Annotated in this window: 21 protein-coding genes and 2 tRNA genes; 15 read left to right on the forward strand and 8 right to left on the reverse strand. The window is 51.3% G+C overall.

Annotated elements, in window-relative coordinates:
• Positions 1–3 precede the first annotated feature (3 nt).
• The gene (locus NF683_RS16170) at positions 4–378 is read right to left on the reverse strand and encodes a phasin family protein (protein WP_089038183.1); all 375 of its coding nucleotides are present in this window, start codon (positions 376–378) and stop codon (positions 4–6) included.
• Between the two features lie 350 nt (positions 379–728).
• On the opposite strand from NF683_RS16170, the gene NF683_RS16175 reads away from it, so the two are divergent.
• On the forward strand, positions 729–2,105 hold the full coding sequence (locus NF683_RS16175; RefSeq protein ID WP_193060568.1) for a class II fumarate hydratase: 1,377 nt from the start codon (positions 729–731) through the stop codon (positions 2,103–2,105).
• A gap of 30 nt (positions 2,106–2,135) precedes the next feature.
• On the opposite strand, the gene NF683_RS16180 is transcribed toward NF683_RS16175, so the two are convergent.
• Entirely contained in the window at positions 2,136–3,206 is a 1,071-nt protein-coding gene (locus NF683_RS16180) for an endonuclease/exonuclease/phosphatase family protein (RefSeq protein WP_253920443.1), read from the reverse strand.
• A gap of 182 nt (positions 3,207–3,388) precedes the next feature.
• Between NF683_RS16180 and NF683_RS16185 the strand changes: the two genes are divergently transcribed.
• Both NF683_RS16185 and NF683_RS16190 read left to right on the forward strand, forming a co-directional pair.
• Positions 3,389–3,465: transfer RNA gene (locus NF683_RS16185), tRNA-Val, on the forward strand.
• A gap of 31 nt (positions 3,466–3,496) precedes the next feature.
• A tRNA-Val gene (locus tag NF683_RS16190) sits at positions 3,497–3,573 on the forward strand.
• Between the two features lie 59 nt (positions 3,574–3,632).
• Here the strand turns inward: NF683_RS16190 and NF683_RS16195 are convergent.
• From NF683_RS16195 to NF683_RS16210, 4 genes are all read right to left on the reverse strand, one after another.
• Positions 3,633–4,106 (reverse strand): GAF domain-containing protein, encoded by a 474-nt coding sequence (locus tag NF683_RS16195; protein ID WP_089038186.1) that lies wholly within the window; start codon positions 4,104–4,106, stop codon positions 3,633–3,635.
• 79 nt (positions 4,107–4,185) lie between these two features.
• On the reverse strand, positions 4,186–4,977 hold the full coding sequence (locus NF683_RS16200; RefSeq protein ID WP_089038187.1) for a MetQ/NlpA family ABC transporter substrate-binding protein: 792 nt from the start codon (positions 4,975–4,977) through the stop codon (positions 4,186–4,188).
• A gap of 114 nt (positions 4,978–5,091) precedes the next feature.
• A complete protein-coding gene (locus NF683_RS16205) occupies positions 5,092–5,745 on the reverse strand; it encodes a methionine ABC transporter permease (protein WP_089038188.1) in 654 nt (217 codons plus the stop codon).
• The gene (locus NF683_RS16210) at positions 5,726–6,769 is read right to left on the reverse strand and encodes a methionine ABC transporter ATP-binding protein (RefSeq protein WP_089038189.1); all 1,044 of its coding nucleotides are present in this window, start codon (positions 6,767–6,769) and stop codon (positions 5,726–5,728) included. Before NF683_RS16210 ends, NF683_RS16205 begins: the two co-directional genes overlap by 20 nt.
• A gap of 460 nt (positions 6,770–7,229) precedes the next feature.
• On the opposite strand from NF683_RS16210, the gene NF683_RS16215 reads away from it, so the two are divergent.
• The 10 genes from NF683_RS16215 to moaE all read left to right on the forward strand — a co-directional run bounded on the left by NF683_RS16215 (position 7,230) and on the right by moaE (position 15,081).
• Complete coding sequence (locus NF683_RS16215) at positions 7,230–7,856, forward strand: riboflavin synthase subunit alpha (protein ID WP_089038190.1); 627 nt, start codon at positions 7,230–7,232, stop codon at positions 7,854–7,856.
• 199 nt (positions 7,857–8,055) lie between these two features.
• Positions 8,056–9,354: an NCS2 family permease gene (locus tag NF683_RS16220; protein ID WP_089038191.1), complete on the forward strand. Its 1,299-nt coding sequence runs from the start codon at positions 8,056–8,058 to the stop codon at positions 9,352–9,354.
• A 34-nt stretch (positions 9,355–9,388) separates the two neighbouring features.
• A complete protein-coding gene (locus NF683_RS16225; protein ID WP_089038192.1) occupies positions 9,389–9,934 on the forward strand; it encodes an adenine phosphoribosyltransferase in 546 nt (181 codons plus the stop codon).
• A gap of 8 nt (positions 9,935–9,942) precedes the next feature.
• Entirely contained in the window at positions 9,943–10,422 is a 480-nt protein-coding gene (gene gpt / locus NF683_RS16230; RefSeq protein WP_009723428.1) for a xanthine phosphoribosyltransferase, read from the forward strand.
• A 1-nt stretch (position 10,423) separates the two neighbouring features.
• The gene (ung, locus tag NF683_RS16235) at positions 10,424–11,107 is read left to right on the forward strand and encodes a uracil-DNA glycosylase (protein WP_193067694.1); all 684 of its coding nucleotides are present in this window, start codon (positions 10,424–10,426) and stop codon (positions 11,105–11,107) included.
• Positions 11,108–11,204: 97 nt separating this feature from the next.
• A complete protein-coding gene (gene upp, locus NF683_RS16240) occupies positions 11,205–11,834 on the forward strand; it encodes a uracil phosphoribosyltransferase (RefSeq protein WP_038483772.1) in 630 nt (209 codons plus the stop codon).
• Positions 11,835–11,922: 88 nt separating this feature from the next.
• The gene (locus tag NF683_RS16245) at positions 11,923–13,152 is read left to right on the forward strand and encodes a uracil-xanthine permease family protein (protein WP_193060620.1); all 1,230 of its coding nucleotides are present in this window, start codon (positions 11,923–11,925) and stop codon (positions 13,150–13,152) included.
• A gap of 41 nt (positions 13,153–13,193) precedes the next feature.
• Positions 13,194–13,745, forward strand: a complete 552-nt coding sequence (mobB, locus tag NF683_RS16250) for a molybdopterin-guanine dinucleotide biosynthesis protein B (RefSeq protein ID WP_253920444.1) — start codon at positions 13,194–13,196, stop codon at positions 13,743–13,745.
• Between the two features lie 60 nt (positions 13,746–13,805).
• Positions 13,806–14,600: a cyclic pyranopterin monophosphate synthase MoaC gene (moaC, locus tag NF683_RS16255; protein ID WP_089038195.1), complete on the forward strand. Its 795-nt coding sequence runs from the start codon at positions 13,806–13,808 to the stop codon at positions 14,598–14,600.
• A 4-nt stretch (positions 14,601–14,604) separates the two neighbouring features.
• Positions 14,605–15,081, forward strand: coding sequence for a molybdopterin synthase catalytic subunit MoaE (gene moaE, locus NF683_RS16260; RefSeq protein ID WP_253920445.1), 477 nt, complete (start codon positions 14,605–14,607; stop codon positions 15,079–15,081).
• Between the two features lie 36 nt (positions 15,082–15,117).
• Here moaE and NF683_RS16265 read toward each other — a convergent pair whose 3' ends face one another.
• On the reverse strand, positions 15,118–16,716 hold the full coding sequence (locus NF683_RS16265) for a ribonuclease J (RefSeq protein WP_253920446.1): 1,599 nt from the start codon (positions 16,714–16,716) through the stop codon (positions 15,118–15,120).
• A gap of 276 nt (positions 16,717–16,992) precedes the next feature.
• On the opposite strand from NF683_RS16265, the gene purU reads away from it, so the two are divergent.
• Together purU and NF683_RS16275 are read left to right on the forward strand one after the other, a co-directional pair.
• Entirely contained in the window at positions 16,993–17,847 is an 855-nt protein-coding gene (purU, locus tag NF683_RS16270; RefSeq protein ID WP_089038198.1) for a formyltetrahydrofolate deformylase, read from the forward strand.
• Between the two features lie 85 nt (positions 17,848–17,932).
• Positions 17,933–18,604: an energy-coupling factor ABC transporter permease gene (locus NF683_RS16275; RefSeq protein WP_253920447.1), complete on the forward strand. Its 672-nt coding sequence runs from the start codon at positions 17,933–17,935 to the stop codon at positions 18,602–18,604.
• Positions 18,605–18,664: 60 nt separating this feature from the next.
• Here NF683_RS16275 and lexA read toward each other — a convergent pair whose 3' ends face one another.
• Entirely contained in the window at positions 18,665–19,342 is a 678-nt protein-coding gene (gene lexA, locus NF683_RS16280) for a transcriptional repressor LexA (RefSeq protein WP_089038200.1), read from the reverse strand.
• Between the last annotated feature and the right edge of the window lie 133 nt (positions 19,343–19,475).

The following is a 19,475-nucleotide window of genomic DNA, read 5'->3' on the forward strand; positions in this document are numbered from 1 at the left end:
AGATTAAGCAGTTTTGCTCATTTTGCTAGCAGCAGCTTGCGCTTGCTTAACATTATCTTCTGTCAGTTTTTGGCCTTTCTGCAAGAAGTCTTGCTGAAGAGCAACAACTTTATCTGCATCGCCTTTTACACGCTCAGCGAGTTCTTTAGCCACTTTCTGCTGGCCTTCCATGTAGCTACGCAGGCCGTTGGCGTCTTTCACGCTCATCAGCTGACGCATTTGGGTGATGCCAGTATCTACGTAAGATTTGTTGGCATCAAACTGTGCGTTAAGCATTTTTTCAGAGTAATCGATGCTTAGCGTCATGTATGCACGCACAGGTGCCATGAACATGTTGTCGAACTGCTGAGTCATTTCGTTGGTGTTAAATGTTTGCATGGTAAACACTCCTGTTCCATTGCTCACTAATCGGCCCATTGATTGGCGGTGCCGTTAGTGTTGGTTGATCAGCAACGGTTTTGTTAAGCGTCCACCGCGGCTGATATCTAGTTATCTTGCGTTGCAGCATAACAGGGCTTTTTGTGCGGTGCAACATTATGGTGAAGTGAATTTAAGGATCGTGTGAGTGTCGCTGTGTGAGTCGGTGATACGCACGGATTTACCTAACGCGCCGGTAGGACTAGGCTTAAGCGTATAGATAACCGTTACCACTAAAATAATCGTTGGGAAACGTGATGTTAGTGATGTGAGCGGCGTTGGTTAAGGCGTTTTTTAAAAGGAGTGCCAGGATGGATACACGTATTGAACGGGATAGCATGGGTGAGCTCGATGTACCTGCAAATGCGCTTTATGGCGCTCAAACCCAACGGGCTATCAACAACTTCCCTGTCTCGCATACACCCATGCCCACGGCATTTATTCACGCTGTTGCGCGAATAAAGCTCGCTGCTGCGCGAAGTAACTGTCAGTTGGGGTTGTTAGATAAACCCCGCGCAGAGGCGATTGAGAGTGCGGCTCGGGCAGTGATTAGTGGCCAGCATGATGCGCATTTTCCTATCGATGTTTTCCAGACAGGCTCTGGTACGTCGACCAATATGAACGTTAATGAAGTGCTAGCGACGCTTGCCAGTCGTGAAGGGGTCGAAGTAACGCCAAATGATCACGTTAATATGGGGCAGTCGAGTAACGACGTTATCCCAACGGCCATTCACCTCTCGGCAGCGATAGCCGTTAATGAAGCGCTTCGTCCCGCATTGGTGACGCTGCAGGCCACGATTGATCGTAGGGCGAGTGAGCTGGCCCATATTGTTAAAACAGGTCGTACCCATTTGATGGATGCCATGCCGCTGCGTATGGATCAAGAGCTAGGAGCGTGGTCGAGCCAAGTGGGGCAGGCCATCGAGCGTTTTGATAGCGCCATGACAAGGCTATGTCGATTAGCGCAAGGCGGCACGGCGGTGGGCACCGGTATTAACGCGCCTGAGGGGTTTGCCGAGCTAATGGCTAGCGATTTAAGTCAGCAAACAGGCCTACCTTTTGTGCCTAATGATAGCTTTTTTGCCAGTTTGGCATCCCAGGATGCTGCCGTAGAGTTATCGGGGCAGTTGAAAGGGTTGGCCTGTGTGGTTATGAAGATCGCTAACGATTTGCGCTGGATGAATTCGGGGCCGTTGGCGGGGTTGGGCGAGATTGAGCTTGAGGCACTACAGCCTGGTAGTTCCATTATGCCGGGTAAGGTAAACCCTGTGATTCCTGAGTCGGCCGCCCAAGCGGCAGCGCAAGTCATCGGCTTGGATGCCGCGGTAACGGTGGCGGGTCAGAGTGGAAATTTCCAGCTCAACGTGATGCTGCCGCTAGTGGCTTCGAATCTTCTCACATCGATTACATTGATGAGTAACACCGCCACCTTGTTGGGTGAGCGTGCTATCGCCACATTCAAAGTGCGTGACGATAATTTACAGGGGCCGCTCGCACGGAATCCTATTTTAGTCACGGCCCTTAATAGCGTGATTGGCTATAACGCCGCCGCCGCAGTGGCTAAAAAAGCCTATCAAGCTGGGCGCCCAATCATCGACGTTGCGGAGGAAGAGACCGATCTAGATCGCTCAACGCTCGAACGTTTGCTAGACCCTGCGGTACTAACGCAAGGAGGCATACCTGAGTAGCCTCTATTGAGATATTCAGAGGGCAGACGGTTAGGTTGCTTGCTTTTCCGTTTTGCCCTTTTGAATGGTTTCGTTCGCCTCTTGACGCTCCTCTGCACTGGCATCGGGCGTTTCGTGTTCATCTTGACGCGAAGGCCGATAGCAAAAAGTGGCCAATATAGGGAAGTGATCAGACCCGAACGCCCCAAGTCGTTGCATGTTGACGAGGGTGAAATGCTCGCTGACAAACGCGTGGTCGAGAGGCCAGCGCAATAGGGGGTAATTAGCGTGAAAGGTGCTGTACAAGCCGCGACCACGGCGTGGGTCCAACATACCCCCTATGCGACAAAAACGGCGTGTTGTACGTGACCAGGCAACATCATTCAGGTCGCCGGCAACGATAGTGGCCTTTGGGTGTCGATGTATCTCTTTGCCAATCCACAACAGCTCTGCATCACGCCATAAAGATTTTTCGCTTTCATTGGGTGCTGGTGGTCTTGGGTGAACGGCAAATAAGCGAATATGCTGGCCGCTTTTAAGCTCTACCTGGGTGTGAATCGAAGGTATGTCATCCTGGATAAGCCACTTAATCTCAGTATCTTTCAGTGCTAGGCGAGAGTAGAGGTGCATACCATAAAGGTTATCTAGGGGGATCTTAACGCTATAAGGCCACAGCGCATCTAATGCTGGGTCAAGTTGTTCTTGCCACCATTGGTCAGATTCTAACGTCAGAATCATGTCGGGCTGGTGGTGGGTTATCATCGCCAGTAACTCTTTTGACTGGCGGTTTGGTGTCAGTACATTGGCGATTAGCAGCGTAATCATCTGGTCTTTAGGGGCATTATGGGCGGCTTTTACCTGCACAGGCCAGAGTGTTGTCCATGGCAAAATGTAGCGCAGCTGAAGCGCTAGCGTGGCGAGTGAGGCCAGTGTCGCGGTAACCCGCCAGGGCCCTGGGTCTAATAACCACAGGCTAGCTAAGCCACACGCTAAAGCCAGTACGGCAATTTGCAGTCGAGGAAATTCAAAACTGCGCACCCACCACCAGCGCATAGGCACGCGGGCAATCAGTGTGGCGAGTAACAATGAGATGGCGATGCATCCTAGCAAAGGCCCAAGCAAGATTTTCCTCCTGGTTTAACCGTGAATAGTGGTTAATCTACGTTTAGCTTAGCGGTAACCGTAGATAAGTGTCGATAAGACATGAAAATTGAGGGGAGTTAATTCATTTACGTCATTTCAAAGTGCTAAAAACTACTTGCAATTCAGCTATGAAGCCGTAGAATACGCATCCGTTGCACAGCAGGACCATAGCTCAGTTGGTTAGAGCGCCACGTTGACATCGTGGAGGTCGGCGGTTCAAATCCGCCTGGTCCTACCATATTGCGTGTTACGTGCAGCTCGTTACTTATAGGACCATAGCTCAGTTGGTTAGAGCGCCACGTTGACATCGTGGAGGTCGGCGGTTCAAATCCGCCTGGTCCTACCAAATACTTAAAAGCCCCATGCTTCTTAGCATGGGGCTTTTTTTATGGCTAATCGATAAAGCTAGTCGATAAAGAGGGGGAGGTCAGTCTGGCGAATAAACGTCGCCACCAGTGCCTCAATACCCGTCTGATCTTCTTGACTAAAGCGTGCGTGCTGGGGGCTGTCTAGGTCGAGCACTCCCCAGAGATAGCCGTCGATCACGATGGGAACAACGAGCTCTGAGCGAGAGTCAGCATCGCAGGCGATGTGATCAGCAATAGCGTGAACGTCATCAACCCGTTGGGTAGCTTGTTGGCGGGCAGCAGCCCCGCAAACGCCTTTGCTGAAGGGGATCGGATGGCAGGCGGGTTTGCCCTGAAATGGGCCAAGGCTGAGTTGGTTGGGCTGGCGCTGCAAATAGAACCCCACCCAATTGATGTCGCTCAGTGTGTGTTGAATAAAGGCACAGGTTTGTGCGCTGTTGGTTAGCCAATCACGTGTGTCTAGCAGGGCTTCAAGCTGCCGATTAAGCAACGCATAATCAACACTATGCATACGAATTCCTTATAGGTTTAAACACATCAGGCCAGCCCTAAGGCTGGCCTGATTACATCGATAGAGAAAACCGTGCTGTTTATTCGATCCAGCCGGGTACAGCTGCGCCCTTAAACAGTTCTTCTGCTTTTTCGATGACCTCGTCGCGCTGATAAGCGTCAACAAGTTGACGGATTTCTTCACGATCTTCGTCTCCGCCCCGTACCGCAATCAAGTTAACGTAGGGAGATTCAGGACCTTCCTTGATTATCGCGTCACTCAGGCTCAAGCCAGCCGGTTGGGCGAACGTATTGTTAATGAACGCCATGTCGACGTCTGGTAGTACACGGGGGAGTTGTGCCGCTTCAATTTCGCGGAAACGGAAGTTGCGTGGATTTTCAGCGATGTCGATGGGGGTAGCTTCCAGGTTGCTCGGATCATTAAGTGTGATCAGGCCCTGGTTGTGCATCAGAATGAGTGCACGCCCTTCATTAGATGGGTCGTTGGGCAGCGCGATTTGAGCGCCATCGGGCAGCGCTTCGATGCTGTCGTATTTCTCAGAGTATGCGCCGATCGGGTAAACGAAGGTGTAGCCCGCAATGGCAAGATCATATCCACGGTCATTGACCATAGCCTGTAGGTACGGTTCGTGCTGATAAGCGTTCGCGTCTAAACTGCCATCGGCGAGGGCGGCATTCGGCGTGACGTAGTCGGTGAATTCAATGATCTCGACGTTTAGGTCATACTCTTCTTTGGCAATTCGAGCCGCCACTTCCATGACTTCGGTTTCTGGGCCTGCCACAGTGCCCATTTTGATGGTGCGTGTTTCCGCGTTGGCAACGTTAACTGCAAGGGCTAAGGCGGTCAGGCTGCCGATAAGTAGTTTTTGCATGGTGTCACTCCTGTGGCTCAGTAAAGGTTGGATGTGATTATGCGGCAATAAGAAATAAAATTCTAATGCGTTTTGGTTATATTCGACTGTGCCGATAAAAGATGCAGACTATCGTCACTTGCGATCGCTTTTGCGCACCAAATAGTCGCCCAGGCTTTGGAAGCCTTGAACCATCACCACCAGTATAACGACGGTAATTAACATAATGGTGGGGTTGAAGCGGTTGTAGCCATAGCGAATGCCTAAGTCGCCCAGGCCACCGCCACCTACGGCGCCCGCCATGGCAGAGTAACTGACCAGTGTCACTAACGTAATCGTTAGCCCCGTGATAATGCCGCCCCTTGCCTCAGGGATCAGTACCTTGGTAATGATCTGCCAAGGCGTTGCGCCCATTGATTGAGCAGATTCAATAAGCCCCGGCGATATCTCGTTAAGCGCCCCTTCGATTAGCCGAGCTACAAATGGAATAGCCGCAATAGTTAACGGCACTGAGGCCGCATTAATACCAATAGAGGTGCCGACCAGCATGCGGGTGAACGGGATGATCGCCACCATCAAAATGATGAACGGAATTGAGCGGCCAACATTGGTAACAATGCCTAGCACTTGATTGAGTGCTGGCATCGCTAATATCTGGCGAGGGCGAGTCACGTAGAGCATGACGCCAAGCGGCAAGCCGAGCAGGGTGGCGATCACGCCTGAAATAGCCACCATGTAGAGCGTATCCAGCGTGGCTTGTAAAATAAGATCAAACATTGCGCTGGACATGACCAAGTACCTCTACCTGTAGTTGATGTGCTTCTAAATAAGCCATTGCTTCCTGAGTTTGAGCGGGGCTGCCGAGCAGCTCTGCAATCATCAGCCCTAAGGTGCGGTCTTGAATGGACTCGACCTTTGCCTGGAGGATGCTGACATCAACGCTGCACTCCCGCGCTAAGCGTGAAATAAGCGGCGTCGAAACAGCATCACCCGAAAACGTTAGCCGCACGACGGGATGAGTATGTTCGCTCGGTGTATCGCTTAAACGCTCGATCAGTTCTTTAGGTGGGCTTAGCTGCAAAAAGTCGTTCAGGAATTCCCTACCCAACTGTGTGATAGGCGCAGTAAAGAAATCACCGACCTCAGCGTCTTCCACTAGCTCACCGTCGGAAATGAGGCTTACTCGGTGGCAAATAGATTTCACAACTTCCATTTCGTGAGTGATCAACAAAATGGTAATGCCGAGCTGCTGATTAATTTCTCTCAACAGCTCAAGAATAGAGCTGGTGGTCTGGGGGTCTAGTGCGGAAGTGGCTTCATCGCACAGTAAGACGTTGGGTTTGCTGGCCAGTGCGCGGGCGATGGCAACACGCTGCTTTTGACCACCAGACAGCTGGGCTGGGTATTGTTTGGCTTTATCAGCCAGGCCCACCAGCTCCAGCAGCGGCAAAACGCGCTCTTTTATAGCACTGCGGCTTTCGCCCATTAACTCAAGGGGAAGTGCCACATTATCAAATACCGTACGCGTTGTTAGCAGATTGAAATGCTGGAAAATCATTCCAATACGGTGTCGGGCACGGTTTAACTCGCCGCGACTAAGGCGGGTCATTTCCTGGCCATCGACTGATACGCTGCCAGTGCTTGGGCGTTCAAGTAGGTTGACACAGCGAATAAGGGTCGACTTACCTGCGCCCGAAAGGCCAATAACGCCGTGAATGGTGCCTTTGGGAATCGTTAAATTGACATCTTTTAGGGCATGAACGGCACTATTGCCAGTGCCATAGGTTTTACTAACGTTGCTAATTTCAATCATAGCGTCTGCCTTAACGGTAGGCCGAAGACGGAGTGCGAGGGAGCAAGCGTAGGGCGGGAAATAAAAAAAGGCCACCCTTGCGGGTGGCCATCAACGCTGGACACACCCTTTTAGCTGCACTTCACCAAGCCATTAGCTTGGTGGACGCCCGCAATCTGGGTACAAATCGGCGTCATTACATTTGCGGCGAAAGTCTAAAGAGTGGTGGGTGTCTTGTCAATTAGTGCCGTTCTATTTCATGTTTTAATGCAATAATTCAGGTTTATTTTCTGAGTCAATGATTTTTGTTAGTGATTGATTCTGATGAGTGCTAATGCGGCGCTTGTTATCAGAAAAAAAGCCGTTTCAACGTTTGTATCAAAGCTTCTGGCTGCACACGGGTTGGGTATTAGTAGTAAGCTTGCACAGAATTTTAGTACCTGTTTTGACTTTAATACGTTGAGAAAGAGGGCGTAGCAATATGTTTACTGGCATTGTGCAAGGCGTGGCTGAGGTCGTCGCTGTTAAAGAGCTGGAAGAGTTTCGCACCCACGTAGTCGCATTGCCGGAGGCGTTGCGTGAAGGGCTCACTCTTGGTGCGTCGGTAGCCCATAATGGTGTTTGCCTGACGGTAACCGCGATAGAAGATGGGAATGTCAGTTTTGATCTGATGCGTGAAACGTTGCGTTTGACAAATCTTGGTGCAATTGCACCAGGTCAGTGCGTCAACATAGAGCGCGCGGCGCGTTTTGGTGATGAAATTGGTGGCCACTCCATGTCAGGCCACATTATTTGTGTGGCCAATGTGGTGGCAATAGAAGAGGCGCCCAACAATCGTCGGCTTTGGTTTTCACTGCCTGAGAGAGTCGCTAAATTTGTATTCGAGAAGGGATACATTGGTGTTGATGGTATCAGCTTGACGGTTGGTGACGTGCGCCCCGCAGCCGATGGTGCTGGGGTTGAGTTCAGTGTCAACCTGATACCGGAGACGCTGGCGCGTACAGTTTTAAAAGATCGCTTGCTAGGCGACAAGGTCAATATCGAGATTGATCCGCAAACCCAGGTGATTGTTGAAACAGTCGAAAGGGTGTTGGCGAGTCGTCTTTAGTCGTGTTTTTTGTCTTACCGTTGACCAATCGGTTAGCTCATGGCCTGAAGTTTGCTATTCATAATAGATAGGTGGGGGAGTTCCCACCAACACTAGCGGCACACGAGGCGCTCGCAACGCGTAGAGCCTTTAGGTAGTATGTGCGGCTTTTCTCGCATCAAGGGACGCATTTAGCGTAAGCGCGAAGGATAAAAACGACATGAAACTTCTGGACAATTACTTCAAGCTCACCGAGCAGAAGACCAATGTAAAGACCGAGTTGATCGCAGGGTTCACCACGTTCCTCACGATGGCTTATATCATTTTCGTCAACCCGAGCATTCTCTCGGAAGCGGGGATGGATTACGGCGCGGTATTTGTGGCTACCTGTGTCGCTGCTGCCATCGGCTGTTTTGTTATGGGGCTTTGGGCAAACTATCCGATCGCGCAAGCACCTGGTATGGGGCTGAATGCTTTTTTCACCTACGGTGTGGTGCTGGGAATGGGCTATACCTGGGAGGCGGCATTAGGGGCTGTCTTCTTCTCCGGCCTGACGTTCTTCCTGCTAAGTATTTTTAAAATCCGCGAGTGGATCATTAATTCTATTCCACTCTCATTGCGTTTGGGGATTGCCGCGGGTATTGGCTTATTCCTTGCGATGATCGCACTCAAAAATGCCGGTATTGTGGTCGCTAATCCAGCCACCTATGTGGCACTGGGTGATTTGTCCCAGCCACCCGCACTTTATGCCTTGTTGGGCTTTTTCGTTATTACGGCGCTTTCCTACCTGCGCGTGACCGGTGCGGTAATGATCGGTATTTTGGGCATCACGATCCTTGCGACGCTGTTCGGACATAACCAGTATGGCGGTATTATGTCGATGCCGCCTTCGATTGCGCCTACCTTTATGGCAATGGATCTAATGGGCGCACTGGATGTGGCGATGCTAAGCGTCATTTTTGCCTTCTTGTTTGTGGATCTGTTTGATACGTCAGGCACGTTGGTAGGGGTGGCTCACCGCGGCAAACTGCTGGATGAAAATGGCAAGCTGCCGCGCATTGGTCGCGCTATGATGGCCGACAGTACCGCGTCTATGGCGGGTGCTGCATTGGGTACTTCGACAACGACTAGCTATATTGAATCAACTGCGGGTATCGCTTCCGGTGGTCGTACGGGGTTAACGGCGGTTGTGGTTGGTGTGCTGTTTTTAATTAGCCTTTTCTTTGCGCCGTTAGCAGGTTCTATTCCGGCCTATGCGACAGCAGGGGCGCTGCTTTACGTGGCCGTTTTGATGGCGGGTAGTTTAGCCCACGCAAACTGGGAAGACCCAACCGACGCTGCGCCGGTACTGATCGCTGCCCTGGCTATGCCGCTGACGTTCTCAATTGCTGAGGGAATTGCGCTTGGCTTTATTAGCTATGTTGCGATTAAAGCGCTTTCGGGACGGTTCAGCGATTTGAACCCCGCCGTCATAACGCTGGCGCTACTGTTTGCAGCAAAATTTCTTTTCCTGGGTTAATTACCCGCTTTATCTTTAATCAATGAGAGACGCGATGAGCATCTACGGCGACTACATTAAGTCCGTTATTCGCACGGTTCCTGACTGGCCAGAGCAGGGCGTAAATTTTCGTGATATCACACCGCTCCTGCAAAATAGTGCTGCCTTTCGCAAGCTGATTGATAGCTTTGTGCATCGCTACCAGGAAATGAACTTAGATGCCATCGCGGCGATTGATGCCCGTGGCTTCATCATTGGTGCGCCCTTGGCCTACGAGTTAGGCTGCAGCTTTGTGCCCGTTCGCAAGAAGGGCAAGCTGCCTTTCAAGACGATCAGTGAGACTTACACGCTTGAGTACGGCCACTCTGAAGTTGAGCTTCATGCCGATGCTTTCCAGAAAAATGACCGTATCCTGCTGATGGATGATTTGATTGCCACTGGCGGTACTATGCTTGCAGCAGCGAATCTAATTCAACGCTCTGGTGGGCACGTGGTGGAAACCGCAACTATTATTGATCTGCCTGAGCTGGGCGGTTCCCAGAAAATTCGCGACGCTGGCTATAGCGTATTCGCGGTATGTTCATTCACCGAAGACGAGTAACGCCTCTTATGAGCAGCGAACGCTATCATCAGCACTTCACCATTTCCTGGGATCAACTGCACCGCGACGTGCGTCAACTTTGTCATCAGCTAATTGAACGAGATTTCAAAGGTATCGTCGCGATTACCCGTGGTGGATTAATACCTGCGGCGCTTATCGCCCGTGAACTTAATATTCGCTTGATCGATACCGTTTGTATCAAAAGCTATGATCATATGGATCAAGGCGGTTTAGACATCATGAAGGGCGTTGACCATGATGGTGATGGTTGGCTGTTGGTTGATGATCTGGTAGATACCGGTAAAACCGCCCGTGCCGTTCGTGAAATGCTGCCTAAGGCGCATTTCGTGACAATGTATGCCAAACCAGAAGGGCGCCCTCTGGTTGACCAATACCTTACCGAAGTGGCTCAGCAGTGTTGGATCCAGTTCCCTTGGGATATGGGCATTGCTTATGTTGAGCCGCTGGCGGATCAACTGAAGAAGTAATATGGCTAACCCGCTACCCGACGATTGGAATCAATGGCTTGGGCAAGAATTTCAGGCTGACTATATGTCAGCCCTGAAAGCATTTTTGGCCCAAGAAAAATCAGCCAAAAAAGTTATCTACCCGCACTCATCGCATTGGTTTCGCGCTTTTGAGCTGACACCTTTAGCCTCTGTGAAAGTCGTTATTCTAGGGCAAGACCCTTATCACGGCCCCAACCAAGCTCATGGATTGTGCTTTTCGGTGCAGCCGGGTATCCAAGTGCCTCCCTCTTTAGTCAATATTTATAAAGAATTAGCTGCTGATGTGGGGTTTACGCCCGTGCGACACGGCTTTTTGGAGTCTTGGGCAACCCAGGGTGTGCTGCTGCTTAACACTGCATTAACGGTTGAGCAGGGTAATGCCGCTTCTCATCGTGGCAAGGGGTGGGAACACTTCACCGACTGCGCGATTGAAACCGTCAGTCGGTATGCTGAACCGTGCGTTTTCTTGTTGTGGGGCAGCCATGCGCGCCAGAAGAAAGTCCTGATTGATCAGTCGCGCCACTTGGTGTTGGAATCCCCGCATCCTTCGCCACTCTCAGCGCATCGAGGCTTTTTTGGCAATCACCACTTTTCCCGTGCCAATCAGTTTTTAGCAGAGCATGGGCGTTCACCGATTGAGTGGCAATTGCCGGAAACCCCTTAACCTAGTGGTCAGTTGCGGGTAGAATGGCGCGCAATTTTGTAAGCTTGTCGATGCGACCTAGGTCGCCATCCTGAATCCCATGCAGTGAGGAAGTCCCATGAGTGTTTACGCCATTAATCATCCGCTTGTTCAACATAAGCTGGGACTGCTGCGCGAAGCCGATTTGAGCACCAAAAGCTTCCGGGAGCTAGCAGGCGAAGTGGCTAAGCTGCTGACCTATGAAGCAACAAAGGGGCTAGAGCTCGAGGATCATGAGATTCAAGGCTGGAACAACGAGCCTATTGCGACGCGTCGTTTAAAAGGGAAAAAAGTAACGGTTGTGCCAATTCTGCGAGCCGGTTTAGGTATGCTGGAGGGCGTAACTGACTTAATTCCTAGCGCACGCGTCAGCGTAGTGGGTCTTTATCGGGATGAAGAAACTCTTCAACCGGTGCCTTATTTCGCCAAGTTCGCCAATGATATTGAAGAGCGCATGGCACTTGTCATCGACCCGATGCTTGCGACCGGTGGCTCAATGGTGGCGACGTTAGATATGTTGCGTGAGCGTGGTTGTGAGCATATGAAAGTTATCGTGCTAGTAGCTGCCCCTGAGGGTATTAAGCGTGTTCAGGATGCGTACCCAGATGTTGAGATCTACACCGCATCCGTTGATGACCGGCTAGATGAGCACGGTTACATCGTGCCTGGTTTGGGAGATGCAGGCGATAAGATCTTCGGAACGCGCTAAGCACCCCGACTAACAATGCCCCTTACGCTTCGCGTTGGGGGCATTTTTTTGGCTAACCACCGACAATGAAAACATTGGAAACATTTAGATGAAACATTCAGCAAGTCATGAGTCTTGGCCCAAAATGCTGCTGACAGGTGCGCAAATGCTATTCGTAGCCTTTGGTGCACTGGTATTGGTTCCGCTGTTGACTGGTCTAGATCCCAGTGTCGCACTATTTACCGCGGGTATTGGTACGCTGGTGTTTCACGGAATTACTAAGCAGACGGTGCCGGTATTCTTGGCGTCATCATTTGCGTTCATTGCTCCCATTCAAGGCTCGATAGCAAGCTTTGGCGTGTCAGCCACGCTGGGTGGCTTAATGGCAGCAGGGGTGGTGTACGTTGCCATTTCTCAAGTAGTACGTGTTAAAGGCACTGCTTGGCTGCACAGGCTGTTACCGCCTGTCGTGGTCGGACCAGTTATTATGGTGATTGGTTTAGCATTGGCGCCAGTCGCTGTCAGTATGGCTACAGGAGAGACAAGCGATAACATTGGCTATGGTCAAGCGATTTTCCTTTCCATGGCCAGTTTGCTGGTAACGCTGATATTAGCTGTTTTCGGGCGTGGAATTCTTCGCTTGGTGCCGATAATGGGTGGTATTGCAGTGGGGTATGGTTTGGCGCTTGTTATGGGCGTTGTCGATTTCACTGCGGTGCGTGATGCTGCTTGGCTATCATTGCCCAGCTTTACCGCGCCGAGTTTTCACTGGGCGGCTATTTTGTTCATGATTCCTGTCGCGATTGCTCCTGCGGTGGAACATATCGGCGATATGGTGGCGATAGGCTCAGTGACACGCAAAAACTATTTAGAGAAGCCTGGTCTTCATCGCACCTTGTTAGGCGATGGGCTGGCGACAATGGCGGCTGCGCTGTTTGGTGGTCCTCCCAATACAACCTACTCAGAAGTAACGGGGGCAGTGACGCTGACTAAGGCATTCAACCCCATGTACATGATCATCGCCGCGGTGATTGCGATTGTACTGGCCTTTGTAGGCAAGTTGGGTGCGTTACTGCAAACTATTCCAGGCCCTGTAATGGGCGGTATTATGACGCTGCTGTTTGGTTCGATCGCAGTGGTTGGTATGAATACCCTGGTGCGTGCAGGCCAGTCATTAACTGCGGCGCGTAATCTCGTGGTGGTTTCGTTAATTTTAGTATTTGGGATAGGTGGAATGCAGTTTGGAGGTGGTCAGTTCACTCTCCAGGGCGTGAGCTTAGCCGCGTTAGTTGGCATTGCGCTAAACTGGCTGTTACCCGCTGAAAAAGAGGGTGAATAGCCACTCAATCATACCCACCGGTTGGTCATTGGGAGTTGTTAATGGAAGAGGCAATTGATAGTCCATTTCCTGTACTCGGCATTGCCGCGTGGAGTGGGACTGGTAAGACGACTCTGTTAGCGCAGCTTTTGCCTCGCCTGCGCGAAAAGGGGCTTAGGGTGGGGGTGATAAAGCATGCCCACCATAGCTTTGATGTCGATCAGCCAGGAAAAGATAGCTATAAACTTCGTCAGGCTGGCGCTGCGCCTATGTTGATTGCATCCCGAGAGCGTTTTGCCATGATGCAAGAGACACCTGGCCAAGAAGAACCGGATCTTGGCTACCTCTTGTCACTGATGATTACCCAGGCGCCAGATTTGGTCATTGTGGAGGGCTTTAAGGCGTGGCCAATTCCTAAGTTAGTCCTGTACCGTGCAGGGATTGGCGATGTTTCTATTGTCAGTAGCGACTGGGTACAGGCGGTAGCGTCAAGTGGCTCGCTGCCTCCATCAATTATCCCAACAGCTAAGCGGCTGGACTTGAATAATATTGAAGCGATCACTGAGTGGGTAATCGAGTGGATGGATGCTCAACCCAATGCTGTGGCTAACTAAATTAGCAGCTTCCAAAACAGTATTTTTATAACACCGTGGCTTGATTAAAAAGGTAACGATATGCAGCTAACTCACCTCAATAAACACGGCGAAGCCAACATGGTCGATGTCGGAGATAAGCGAGAGACTCGCCGCGAGGCGGTAGCGTCTGGGCGTATCGTTATGCAGCCTAAAACGTTGCAGCTGTTGAGTGATGGCGAGTTGCCCAAAGGCGATGTGCTGGCGACCGCGCGCATTGCGGGTATTCAGGCAGCAAAGCGCACGCATGAGTTGATCCCGTTGTGCCATTCATTAGCGCTTTCAAAAGTCTCTGTAGATTTCGATATTGATCACGCTAACGGCTGTGTTGAAGTCTCCGCGCTTTGCCGCCTTAACGGACAGACCGGGGTAGAAATGGAAGCTCTGACAGCCGTGTCAGTGGCTTGTCTGACGCTTTACGATATGTGTAAAGCGGTGGATAAAGAGATGCGCATTGACGCCATTCAATTGGAAAGTAAGCGGGGCGGTATTCGTGGCGACTATCAACGAGGTGTGCCAGAACCAATTGTGACTGGCGGTGGCGTTGCGGGAGAGGTTCGCTTAGGCGAGCGATGTGCATCCCCTTGCGTTCGGGTTAAGTTTCTTGCTGAGCTGCGTGAGCGGGTGGAAGAGAGTGACCTTGCCATTGGGCTTGATCAACTGCCAAGCCGAGATGTGGCGGGGTTGAAAGCGGCGTTAAGCACTATGGATGCACGCTTTAATGTGTTGTCAGAGCAGCGCACGTTGTGTGCTATCAATCAAGTGATGGCCAACGATAGTGCGCGCCTTACCGATGAGGATGAAGTGGCCTTCTTTCCTCCAGTGACGGGTGGGTAATCAGATGGCTGATATTACAGAGACTGAATTGGATATTGCTGTCAGGGTTCAAGAAGAAGCGTTTAAAATGGATGATGGCTATGAAAGTGCGCTGCGCAAGCGCACCGATATCGGCGCTATTGTCACCTTCACGGGATTTGTGCGTGACTTTAATGAATCCCCTGATGTTATTGGGCTGACTCTTGAGCACTACCCAGGGATGACCGAGCGCACATTAACGCAGATTGGTGAGCAGGCAGGTCAACGCTGGGCGCTACAGGCCGTACGGATTATCCACCGCATTGGTGATTTGACGCCGGGAGACCCTATTGTGCGCGTTCTGGTGGCCAGTGCTCATCGCCGCGATGCTTTCCAAGCCTGCGACTTTATTATGGACTTTTTAAAAACCCAGGCGCCGTTTTGGAAGAAAGAGCACTCCCGCCAGGGGGCTTACTGGGTAAAAGAGCGGCATACTGATCAGCAAGCTGCAGAACGCTGGTAGACGATATTGCCAACAGCATCAATATCGCCAATGGCTTTAACTATCGCTAATGGCTTCTGAAGAGGGCGTTTCGGTTGCCATTATTTGTAAATGTACGTCTGGCATATGCTGAAGGTGATTAGCGAGCCAATGAATTAGCCTCGGTTGCAGTGCTTGACGCAAATCGGCCAATGTCTCTGCTGCTATTTCTAATAACTGATCATCTAGCCATTCGCTGAAACTATCTTCATCGAGTGGGCTGGTACCGCTGGCATCCAGCATCAAACGACCAATGCGGCACCAGCCAGTGTCGGTAGCCGTAACGGGAAGCGCTAAGAACAAACTGCCGCGCCGCGATGAGTGAGAGCCGGTATCGAGCCCTGGATGAGGCACGACGCTGTTCTGATTAACGATGCAGGGCGGCTGGGGATAGCGTGCTTCGCAGCGTAAGCCTAGATTGTCGAACATCAACATGTCGCCGTTTACCGGTGCGAGCGGGGCATTAATGCCGAGGCTGGTGGCAATTTCTTGATGGGCAGCCTGATGGCGCGCCTCCCCATGCACCGGCAGCAATGTTTTTGGCCGAACCCATTGATACAGTTTTCTCAGCTCATCTTCGGCAGGATGCCCAGTCGCGTGTAATTCTGGGTGGTTCATCTCATCGAAAATTGACACCCCAAGCTGCGCTAGGCGTTTTTTCAGTTGTTCAATAGGGCGCTCGTTGCCTGGTATGGCTTTGGCAGAAAAAATGATGCTATCGCCTGGCTCAAGATCCACAAACGGGTGCCTCCGCTGTGCTAAGCGTTGCAGTGCTGCACGTGGTTCACCTTGGCTGCCCGTCGCAATAATCACCACCTCTTCTGGCGGCAGGTAGCCTAAATCATGGGGTGGTACTAGCGGTGGAAAGTCGTCTAGATACCCTAGGCCCTTCGCGACACTCACCATGCGTTCCATTGAACGGCCCATCAAGCTGACGCGTCGGCCGCACTGTTGGGCGGCAATTCCAATCGCTAATACGCGGGCAAGGTTGCTGGCAAAGCAAGATACCACCACGCGTCCTGTGCACTGTTTTAAGGTGTGAGCGAGTGCTTTAGCAACATCTCCTTCACTGCCCGAATGGCCGGGCATCGGGGCGTTAGTGGAGTCGCCTACGACGAGATCGATAGGCGCGAGCGCACGAAATTGAGCAGCGTTAATGGGCGAACCAATTAACGGATTAGGGTCTAGTTTCCAGTCCCCGGTGTGTAGCACGCGATAGTCGCCTGCCTGCATTAGGATTGAGCAGCTTTCAGGAATCGAATGGGTAACGTGAAGGTAACGCAGCGTGAAGGGGCCGAGCTCCATTGCATCACCCGGTTCCACAACGTTTATAGCGGCGCTACTAAGCTGGTGTTCTGCAAACTTATGGCGCAGCAATCCCGCCGCTAACGGCGTTGCAAAAATAGGGCAATTCCACTTAGGCCAGAGCCACGCCACGGCGCCAATATGATCTTCGTGGCCATGGGTAATGTAGAGTGCCTTTGGGGTAATGTTGAGTGCTGCTAATGTATCTGTATTGGGCACCTGCAGCGGGGAATTGGGTAGATCTTGGCGAATCATCATGCCGCAGTCGACGGCGATCCACTCATCATCGTATCCATACAACGTAAGGTTCATTCCAATTTCACCACACCCGCCTAGCGGCAGTAGGCGCAGGGGAGGGCGACGGCGGGGACGAAGTTGAACGCGTGGTGGGTGCATCAGTAATGAAAAGCCTAAAAAGTAAGACCTTAACTATACGGGAAGGCAGGGGCGGGTAACAATCATCGTGGCATTTGGCTGCGGTGCTTCCTTGATAAGCATAAGGTACACTATTTCGCCTATATACTGCTTCCCTACCGCTGGTAGGTGCTTGTCGAACGTGCCGTTAAAATATGTCAAGAGTGTTTATTTATGTCTCATTATTACCGTTTGGTGGTTTCTTGCCCTGATCAAGTGGGCATTGTGGCGCGTGTCTCAAGCTTTATTGCTCAACAAGGTGGTTCTATCACTGAAGCAAGTCAGCACTCTGATCTTGAGACCGGCCGATTCTTCATGCGATACGAAATTTTGGCAGATTCGTTGGGTATGTCGGCGGAGGCGTTACGTAGTGCGTTTGAGCCGGTGGCTAAAGCCTTCAATATGCAGTGGTCGCTCGTCGATACTCAAAAGCGTAGGCGTGTGGTGTTGATGGTGTCGCGGGAGTCTCACTGTCTGGTTGATCTGCTTTATCGTTGGCAGGCTGGGGAGCTTGATTGCGATATTGTCGGGGTTATTTCAAATCATGAGGATATGCGATCACTCACTGAGTGGTATGGCATTCCTTACCATCATGTGCCCGTAGATCCTGATAACAAGCAGGCTGCTTTCGAGCAGGTGCAAGCGCAGATTGATAGCGCAAGGGCTGACTGCGTTGTGCTGGCACGTTACATGCAAATTTTGCCACCTTCGCTCTGCTCGCGTTACGCGGGACGGGTGATTAACATCCACCACAGTTTCTTACCCTCTTTTGCCGGTGCTAAGCCCTACCATCAAGCTTACCAGCGTGGCGTTAAGCTAATCGGAGCTACCTGTCACTATGTCACTGAAGAACTGGATGCTGGGCCGATTATTGAACAAGATATTCATCGGGTAAGTCATTGCCATACGCCAACGGATCTCGTGCGCTTTGGGCGCGATGTCGAAAAAGCGGTATTGGCGCGTGGTTTACGATGGCATTTAGAAGACCGGGTATTAATCCATGGCAATAAGACCGTGGTGTTCAGCTGATCATGTTGTTTAGATACGCAGCGTTTTTAGTCAATTCGAGTTTACAGCTGGCTTGTCGTTAGCTGACGGGTAGATAGGGGCATCCATGTCTTTCGCGCAAAGTGTTTTAGCTCCCTGGGCATTGTTGCTGACGTGGTTGGTATCGTTGAGCGTACTTGCGTGGATGATATGGCTGCGCCCTTGGCGAGTGCTGATAGGCGATGTGGCTCTTCAGCATCGGTGGTTAGCCGCGACGCTCGCTGTGGTGTTGATGTGGCAACTGCGTGCTCAGGCAGTCGATTGGTTAACCCTGCACTTAGTCTTCACCGTCTTAATGACGTTGGTATTCAAAATGCCTCTCGCATTAATCAGCAATGTGCTGATTAATGTTGCGATGTCAGCCATTGGCCGTAACGAATGGGCGTTACTAGGCGCTAATGTGTTGGTAACCGGCATTGTACCTGCGGTCATTACCGGTCTGGTATGGCGATGGGTAGACCGGCGCCTGCCGGATAACTTGATGATCTTTTTATTCGTATGCGGCTTTTTTGGCGCAGCGCTGTCAACACTGGCAGGAGGGTTGTCGGCGGTCTTGCTAATCATGGTGGCGGGTACTGACTCTGAAGCTGTGTACTTAGCCCAAGAGTATGCGCGCTTCTTACCCCTGTTAATGCCCTCCGAGGCTTTTATCACAGGGATGTTACTCAGTATTTTATTGGTGTATCACCCGAGTTGGGTAGCTACGTTTAATGATCGTCGCTATATAGACTCTCAGTAACATTGCGATAGCCGGTGAGTATCTCTATCGAGTGCCTCACCGGCATTTACACTTACTCGCTTATCCCAGTGCTTGGCCGTTACCGCCACGTATGACACCAACTCCCACCCCTTCGATATCCAACTGCTGCGTACGCAGGTCAATTTCTATGGGCGCAAAGTCGCTGTTTTCAGCAATCAGCGTCACCGTATGGCCCTGTCGTTTAAAGCGTTTTACAGTGACTTCATCTTCTAACCTTGCCACCACGATTTGGCCATCACGAACCCGGTCGGTGCGATGCACGGCAAGAAGGTCGCCTTCCAGTATGCCAACATCCTTCATTGACAAGCCTCGCACCCGAAGAAGGTAATCCGCTTTGGGGGTAAAGTATTCAGCGGGGAGTGGGCAATAACGATCAATGTGTTCCGCTGCTAGAATCGGGCTTCCTGCGGCCACTTCGCCAATGACTGGTAAGCCATTCGGTAGTGGTTCTACGTTGGCGGCAGGCGCTGTTGCCGAGACATCACCGATATCCTGTGGTTCCTGATTAGGCAGTCGAATCCCCCGCGAGGTGTTACGGATAATGCGGATGGCACCTTTGCGCTCAAGCGCTCGTAAATGCTCTTCAGCAGCGTTAGGAGAACGAAAGCCTAGCGCTTTGGCAATTTCTGCGCGGGTCGGCGGATAGCCGAATTCAGACATCGTTTTAACAATAAAATCAAAAACATGCTGTTGACGAGCAGTAAGAGGACGCGACATAACAAACTCCAAAAAATTGAACAAGACAGTGGCTACATGTCGGCTTAAACAGTATGTGGTTAAGTATACAGTATGTTGCTCTGTCCAGTACATGCTAGAGCGTTTCGCTATGGCATGGCAGTCATTATGCGAA

Origin of the sequence: Halomonas sp. MS1 (genome assembly GCF_024182575.1) — a bacterium.
In the GTDB taxonomy this organism is placed as follows: Bacteria; Pseudomonadota; Gammaproteobacteria; order Pseudomonadales; family Halomonadaceae; genus Vreelandella.

Excerpts from the sequence above, each read along its gene's own strand:
- NF683_RS16170 (WP_089038183.1), bottom strand. The coding sequence starts at position 378 with ATGCAAACATTTAACACCAACGAAATGACTCAGCAGTTCGACAACATG.
- NF683_RS16175 (WP_193060568.1), top strand. The coding sequence starts at position 729 with ATGGATACACGTATTGAACGGGATAGCATGGGTGAGCTCGATGTACCT.
- NF683_RS16195 (WP_089038186.1), bottom strand. The coding sequence starts at position 4,106 with ATGCATAGTGTTGATTATGCGTTGCTTAATCGGCAGCTTGAAGCCCTG.
- NF683_RS16200 (WP_089038187.1), bottom strand. The coding sequence starts at position 4,977 with ATGCAAAAACTACTTATCGGCAGCCTGACCGCCTTAGCCCTTGCAGTT.
- NF683_RS16205 (WP_089038188.1), bottom strand. The coding sequence starts at position 5,745 with ATGTCCAGCGCAATGTTTGATCTTATTTTACAAGCCACGCTGGATACG.
- NF683_RS16210 (WP_089038189.1), bottom strand. The coding sequence starts at position 6,769 with ATGATTGAAATTAGCAACGTTAGTAAAACCTATGGCACTGGCAATAGT.
- NF683_RS16215 (WP_089038190.1), top strand. The coding sequence starts at position 7,230 with ATGTTTACTGGCATTGTGCAAGGCGTGGCTGAGGTCGTCGCTGTTAAA.
- NF683_RS16220 (WP_089038191.1), top strand. The coding sequence starts at position 8,056 with ATGAAACTTCTGGACAATTACTTCAAGCTCACCGAGCAGAAGACCAAT.
- NF683_RS16225 (WP_089038192.1), top strand. The coding sequence starts at position 9,389 with ATGAGCATCTACGGCGACTACATTAAGTCCGTTATTCGCACGGTTCCT.
- gpt (WP_009723428.1), top strand. The coding sequence starts at position 9,943 with ATGAGCAGCGAACGCTATCATCAGCACTTCACCATTTCCTGGGATCAA.
- ung (WP_193067694.1), top strand. The coding sequence starts at position 10,424 with ATGGCTAACCCGCTACCCGACGATTGGAATCAATGGCTTGGGCAAGAA.
- upp (WP_038483772.1), top strand. The coding sequence starts at position 11,205 with ATGAGTGTTTACGCCATTAATCATCCGCTTGTTCAACATAAGCTGGGA.
- NF683_RS16245 (WP_193060620.1), top strand. The coding sequence starts at position 11,923 with ATGAAACATTCAGCAAGTCATGAGTCTTGGCCCAAAATGCTGCTGACA.
- mobB (WP_253920444.1), top strand. The coding sequence starts at position 13,194 with ATGGAAGAGGCAATTGATAGTCCATTTCCTGTACTCGGCATTGCCGCG.
- moaC (WP_089038195.1), top strand. The coding sequence starts at position 13,806 with ATGCAGCTAACTCACCTCAATAAACACGGCGAAGCCAACATGGTCGAT.
- moaE (WP_253920445.1), top strand. The coding sequence starts at position 14,605 with ATGGCTGATATTACAGAGACTGAATTGGATATTGCTGTCAGGGTTCAA.
- NF683_RS16265 (WP_253920446.1), bottom strand. The coding sequence starts at position 16,716 with ATGAACCTTACGTTGTATGGATACGATGATGAGTGGATCGCCGTCGAC.
- purU (WP_089038198.1), top strand. The coding sequence starts at position 16,993 with ATGTCTCATTATTACCGTTTGGTGGTTTCTTGCCCTGATCAAGTGGGC.
- NF683_RS16275 (WP_253920447.1), top strand. The coding sequence starts at position 17,933 with ATGTCTTTCGCGCAAAGTGTTTTAGCTCCCTGGGCATTGTTGCTGACG.
- lexA (WP_089038200.1), bottom strand. The coding sequence starts at position 19,342 with ATGTCGCGTCCTCTTACTGCTCGTCAACAGCATGTTTTTGATTTTATT.